The organism is Actinoplanes sp. NPDC024001 (assembly GCF_040638955.1).
Lineage (GTDB): Bacteria > Actinomycetota > Actinomycetes > Mycobacteriales > Micromonosporaceae > Actinoplanes.
Genome location: NZ_JBEZZB010000299.1, coordinates 1 through 6445, shown reverse-complemented (window position 1 = coordinate 6445; position 6445 = coordinate 1). Strand labels below are relative to the sequence as shown.

The following is a 6445-nucleotide window of genomic DNA, read 5'->3' as shown; positions in this document are numbered from 1 at the left end:
CCCGGGCCCGCGCGCAGGTGGCGGTCGCGACTGCGGAGCTGCGCACCGCCGAGGAGCAGAGCCGCCGGCAGGCCGGCCTGCTCGGCGCCGTGCTGAGCAGCATCAGCGACGGCGTCAGCATGGTCGACGAGACCGGCCGGTTCCTGCTGCAGAACCCGGCCGCGAAACGCCTGCTCGGCATCGCCGTCGACAACGACCAGCCGGAGCAGTGGCAGCGGTACTACGGCATGTTCCGGCCGGACGGGCGCACGCCGTTCCCGGTCGACGAGATGCCGCTGATCCGGGCGCTGCGCGGCGAGCCGGCGGACGCGGTGGAAGCGATCATCCGCAACGAGGCCCGGCCCGACGGTGTCCTGATCAGCATCGACGGGCGGCCCCTCGACGACAGCGCCGGCCTGCACGGCGCGGTCGCGGTCTTCCGCGACATCACCGAGCTGCGACGGTACGAGACCGACCTGTCGATCTTCGCGGGGGTGGTGGCGCACGACCTCAAGGCGCCGCTCGCGCTGGTCCGCGGGCACGCCGAGGAGGCTCTGGAGGACCTGCCGGAGGACTCCGAGGTGCGCGACTCGATACGCAGGATCGTCCGCGCCGTGGACCGGATGGACACGCTGATCGAGACGCTGCTGGCCTACACCACCGCGCGGCACGCACCGCTGCGCCGTACCTCGGTGAACCTGGAGCCGCTGGTCCGCGAGGTGATCCAGGACCGGATCGCGCACCGGCGCGACGACGAGCCGGCGCCGCAGTGGTCGGTCGGCCCGCTGCCACCGGTCGAGGCGGACCCGGCCATGCTGCGGCACGTGCTGGACAACCTGATCGGCAACGCGCTCAAGTACGTCCGGCCGGGCAGCGTGCCACGGGTCGAGGTGACGGGGGTGGCCGAGGGGCCGGACCGGGTGCGGATCGAGGTCGCCGACGCGGGGATCGGCATCCCGGACGCCGACAAACCGCACGTGTTCGAGTCGTTCCACCGTACCGAAGAGGCCGCCCGCTATGCCGGCACCGGCCTCGGCCTGGCCATCTGCCGCCGCATCGTGGAACGCCACGGCGGCGCCGTCGGCGTCGCCGACAACCCGGGTGGGGGTACGCGCATGTGGTTCACGCTGCCCGCCGCCCTCGCGAGCCCTGAGGAGGAACCCACCGTGACCAGCCAGCAGAACGCGCCGGCGGACGACGACGAGGCGGTCCGCGCCGCGCTGGAACGCGCCCTCGCCGAGCGGGCGGCCATCATGAACGCGGCCCAGCTGCCCGGGCTGGGCATGCCGCCCGGCGTGCCGTCGGCGCCGGACTCGCCCGCCGAGGAGGCGGAACCGCGCCGGCACGCCGGGGCGCAGGGCCGCCCGCGCCGCGAGTGACGCTCAGGCGCCGTCGGAGACCATGCGGGGCGGCAGCAGCTTCGCGATCAGCGCCAGCAGCTGAGCCGGGACGAACGGCTTGAGCAGCGTCGCCGAGGCGCCCGCGTCCTCGGCCAGGTTGTCGCCGGGCATCAGCGAGCCGCTCGCCACCACCACCGGGATGTGCCGCAGGTCGTCGTCGGCGCGGATCGCCCGGCACAGGTCCAGCCCGGTCATGTGCGGCATGTCGACATCCGTGACCACCAGATCCGGGCGGTGCTCCCGGATCGCGGCCAGCGCCGCCGCGCCGTCCGCGGCGGCGACCACCCGGTGCCCGGCGCGTTCCAGGGAGCGCTGCAACACGTACCGGATGTCCTCGTGGTCCTCCGCGACAACGATCACCATTGACCCCGTCTCATCGCCTGCTGCCTAGCTGGTCCCCTCAGTTACCGATCGAGGCCACCGCGGGGAAACGGGGCGGCGTTAATCACCAGGCGTTTCGGGGCGGTTGCGCCTATCCTTTGCTGCGCCATGTCGATTTCGCCTGCCTCTGCTGCCGTGTCCGAGCTGCGTTCCCGGATCTCCGAGTTACTGCCCCGTGACGAGCGGCGGCTGCAGCGCCGCCTGGAGGGCACCCGGCGGATCCGCGACGACGCGGCGCGGGCCGCCGTCCTGGCCGAGATCGAGGCCGAGATCGAGCAGGCCCGGCTGCGGCTGGAGAGCCGGCTCGCCTCGGTGCCGAAGGTCACCTATCCGCAGGCGCTGCCGGTCAGCGCGCGCAAGGACGACATCGCCGCGGCCATCCGCGACCACCAGGTGGTCGTCGTCGCCGGTGAGACCGGCTCCGGCAAGACCACCCAGATCCCCAAGATCTGCGTCGAGCTGGGCCGGGGCGTGCGCGGGCAGATCGGGCACACCCAGCCCCGCCGGATCGCCGCCCGCACCGTGGCCGAGCGCATCGCCGAGGAGCTGGACCGGCCGCTCGGCTCGACGGTGGGTTACAAGGTGCGGTTCACCGACCAGGTGAGCGACGACACCATGATCAAGGTGATGACCGACGGCATCCTGCTCGCCGAGATCCAGAACGACCGGATGCTGCGCCGTTACGACACGCTGATCATCGACGAGGCGCACGAGCGCAGCCTCAACATCGACTTCATCCTCGGTTACCTGCGGGAGCTGCTGCCGAAACGGCCCGACCTCAAGCTGATCATCACGTCGGCGACGATCGAGACCGAGCGGTTCGCCGCGCACTTCTCGAGTGGGCACAGTGCCGACGCCGCCGGCAAGCCGGCCCCGGTGATCGAGGTGTCCGGCCGGACCTATCCGGTGGAAGTGCGCTATCGGCCGCTGCTCACCACGACACTGGTGGAGGACGACGAGATCCGCGAGGAGCCGATCGACCAGATCGACGGCATCTCCGCCGCGGTGGACGAGCTGCCGCTCGACGGCGACATCCTGGTCTTCCTCTCCGGCGAGCGGGAGATCCGCGACACCGCCGACGCGCTGAACAAGCGGGACCTGCGCAACACCGAGATCGTCCCGCTCTACGGCCGGCTGTCGGCCGCCGAGCAGCACAGGGTCTTCGAGCGGCACACCGGGCGGCGGGTCGTGCTCGCCACCAACGTCGCCGAGACCTCGCTGACCGTCCCCGGCATCCGCTACGTGATCGACCCCGGCACCGCCCGGATCAGCCGGTACTCCCACCGGCTCAAGGTGCAGCGGCTGCCCATCGAGCCGGTCTCGCAGGCCAGCGCCAACCAGCGCAAGGGCCGCTGCGGGCGGACGTCGGACGGCATCTGCATCCGGCTCTACTCGGAGGAGGACTTCGAGCAGCGGCCCGAGTTCACCGAGCCGGAGATCCTGCGCACCAACCTGGCCAGCGTCATCCTGCAGATGACCAATCTCGGTCTCGGTGACCTGCAGAAGTTCCCGTTCATCGACCCGCCGGACCGGCGCAACATCACCGACGGCATCAAGCTGCTCGAAGAGCTCGGCGCGCTCGACGACCGCAAGCTCACGCCGCTCGGCCGTCAGCTCGCCCAGCTGCCCGTCGACCCCCGGCTGGCCCGCATGGTCATCGAGGCGGACCGGCAGGAGTGCGTCGCCGAGGTGATGGTGATCGCGGCCGCCCTGTCGATCCAGGACCCGCGCGAGCGGCCCGCCGACAAACAGCAGCAGGCCGACGAGAAACACGCCCGGTTCACCGACAAGGAATCGGACTTCTTCACGTTCCTCAACCTCTGGCGCTATCTGCGGGAGAAACAGCAGGAGCTTTCCGGCAACCAGTTCCGGCGGCTGTGCCGGTCCGAATTCCTGAACTATCTGCGCGTGCGGGAATGGCAGGACATCTACGCGCAACTGCGGCAGGTCGCCCGTACCCTCAATCTCGCCGTGAAGGAGGACTGGGAAGCGGGCGTCGCGCCGCAACCGGTGCACACCGCCCTGCTCGCGGGCCTGCTCAGCCACATCGGGATGAAAGACCAGGAGAAGCGGGAATTCCTGGGCGCCCGCGGCGCCAAATTCGCCATCTTCCCGGGCTCGGCGCTGTTCAAGCGCCAGCCGCGCTGGGTGATGTCCGCCGAGCTGGTCGAGACCAGCCGGCTCTGGGCCCGCGTCAACGCCCGGATCGAGCCGGAATGGGCCGAGAAACTCGCCCCGCACCTGGTCAAGCGCACCTATTCGGAACCGCACTGGGACCGCAAGATGGGCGCCGTGATGGCCTTCGAGAAGGTCACGCTCTACGGTCTGCCGATCGTGCCGCGCCGCCGCGTCGGTTACGGCAAGGTCGACCCGGTCGTCTCCCGCGAGCTTTTCATCCGGCACGCCCTGGTCGAACGCGACTGGGAGACCCACCACAAATTCTTCGCCGACAACGAGCGGCTGCTGCGGCAGATCACCGAGATCGAGAATCGCGCCCGGCGGCGCGACATCGCCGTCGACGACGAGACGGTGTACGCGCTGTACGACGCCCGCATTCCCGCCGAGGTCGTCTCCGCCCGCCATTTCGACGGCTGGTGGAAGAAAGCCCGCCGCGACGATCCGGAGTTGCTGCACTTCACCCGCGAGGACCTGGTCAACGCGGGCCGCGACACGGTCGATCCCAGCGCCTTCCCGGACGCCTGGCTGGCCGGCGGGGTGAAACTGCCGCTGACGTATGAGTTCGAGCCGAACTCACACGCCGACGGCGTCACCGTGCGGGTGCCGCTCGACCTGATCAACAAGCTGGACGCGGACGACTTCGGCTGGTCCGTGCCGGGCTTCCGCAAGGAGGTCGTGATCTCGCTGATCCGGGCTCTGCCCAAGCAGCTGCGCACCGCGTTCGTCCCGGTGCCGGACTGGGCGGAAGCGGTCCTCGACCGGGTGCCCGCCCGGCGCGGCCCGCTGCCCGACGCGATCGGCAACGAGCTGCGCCGGCTCACCGGCACCATCGTGCCCCGCGACGCGTGGCGTCCCGATCAGGTGCCCGAGCACCTGCGGATGAACTTCCGGGTGGTCAACGAGGCCGGCGAGGTCGTCGCCGAGGGCCGCGACCTGGAGGTGCTGCGCCGGCAGCTGGCCCCGAAGGTGCAGGCCACCATCTCCAAGGCGGCCGGCAACCTGGAGCGGCGGGGGATCACCACCAACGACTTCGGGGTGCTGCCACGCCGGGTCGCGCAGGTGCGCGGCGGCTACGAGGTCAACGTCTGGCCGGCGCTGGTCGACGAGGGCGACAGCGTGGCGATCAGGGTCTTCGAGAACGAGGCCTCGCAGCGGGTGGCGATGACCGCGGGCACCCGGAAACTGCTGCTGCTCACGCTGCCGCCGGCCGCCCGGTACCTGCAGGGGCGGCTGGACAACCGGGCCAAGCTGGAGCTGTCGCGGGGCAACCCGTACCGGTCGATCGCCGACCTGCTCGACGACTGCGCCGGCGCGGCCGTGGACCGGCTGGTCGCCGACGCCGGGGGACCGGTGTGGTCGTCGGTCGAGTTCGCGTCGCTGCGCGACACCGTCCGGGAGGATCTCGTCGACGCCGTGGCGAACGTGGTCACCCAGGTGCAGGCGGTGCTCGCCACGGCGTACGACGTCGAGCAGCGCCTTAAGAGCCTGCGCGACCCGGCGTTGCTGCCGGCGCTGGCCGACATCCGCCAGCAGCTCAAGGGTCTGGTGCATCCCGGCTTCGTCACCGAGACCGGCTGGCGGCAGCTGCACCAGATGCCGCGCTACCTGCGCGGGATCGTCTACCGGCTGGACCGGCTCGGCGGCAGCCTCGGGCGGGACCGGCAGCTCACCACGCAGATCCACGAGATCGAGTCGGAGTACCGGGAGCTGCGCGCCGAAGCCGTGCCGGGCGGGCCCGCGGAGGAGGGGCTGCGCGAGATCCGCTGGATGATCGAGGAGCTGCGGATCAACTACTTCGCGCAGACCCTCGGGACGGCGTACCCGATCTCCGACAAGCGGATCTACAAGGCGATGGACGCGCTGCCGATCTGACGCCGCGGTTGGCAGCCGGTGGTGCTTGGGGTGCCGTTCGGTTACGCCCCTGTTCATGCTGGTCAGCGGCCTCTAGCGTCGTCGGCATGACGAACTTCGCCTCGATCGCCGCCGTTGCCGCCGCCGTCCCGGCCGGTGTCCACCTCGACGACCTGATGGCGCGGGTGGGCGTCGACGGCCTGGCCGCCGCGTTCGCCGAGCCCGCCCTGCTGGCCCGGGTGGACCAGCACGCGGCCGCCGTCCGCGAGGCGCTGCACGACGCCGGCCGGGAGGTCGGCGCGGAGGGCCTGGCGTCCTACGCCCGCTCGATCGCGGCCGGGGCGGTGCGCATGGGCGGCTCTATCCCCGAGCCGGGCGAGGCGCCGGCCAACCCGACGGAGTGGATGGCCGCCGGCTGGGTGCTGCTGCGGCTGGTCGCGGTGTGCCTGATCGCTGAGGAGGCCGGGCTGCTCTGACCTCGTACGATCTACCTTTCCGGTCTTTTCTGCACCAAACGGGACGATCAGCCATCTTTGTGCCATGAAGTTCCTCAGGCTTTCGTTCCTCGCTCTCCTCGCCGTGCCGGGTGTCGCGGCGCCGGCCGTGGCCGCCCCGATCGTCGCGGCCCCGGCCGTGCCGGGTGCCGCGTCCACCGC

General features: G+C 71.2%; 4 protein-coding genes. 3 read left to right on the top strand and 1 reads right to left on the bottom strand.

Going from position 1 to position 6445, the window contains the following annotated elements; translation table 11 throughout:
* A partial coding sequence (locus AB0F81_RS49970; RefSeq protein ID WP_360211303.1) for an ATP-binding protein occupies positions 1-1358 on the top strand: 1358 nt, incomplete at its 5' end.
* Between the two features lie 3 nt (positions 1359-1361).
* Here the strand turns inward: AB0F81_RS49970 and AB0F81_RS49965 are convergent.
* Positions 1362-1742, bottom strand: coding sequence for a response regulator (locus AB0F81_RS49965; protein ID WP_360211301.1), 381 nt, complete (start codon positions 1740-1742; stop codon positions 1362-1364).
* 126 nt (positions 1743-1868) lie between these two features.
* On the opposite strand from AB0F81_RS49965, the gene hrpA reads away from it, so the two are divergent.
* The gene (gene hrpA / locus AB0F81_RS49960) at positions 1869-5810 is read left to right on the top strand and encodes an ATP-dependent RNA helicase HrpA (RefSeq protein ID WP_360211299.1); all 3942 of its coding nucleotides are present in this window, start codon (positions 1869-1871) and stop codon (positions 5808-5810) included.
* Positions 5811-5896: 86 nt separating this feature from the next.
* Positions 5897-6265, top strand: coding sequence for a DUF6401 family natural product biosynthesis protein (locus AB0F81_RS49955; protein ID WP_360211297.1), 369 nt, complete (start codon positions 5897-5899; stop codon positions 6263-6265).
* Positions 6266-6445 lie beyond the last annotated feature (180 nt).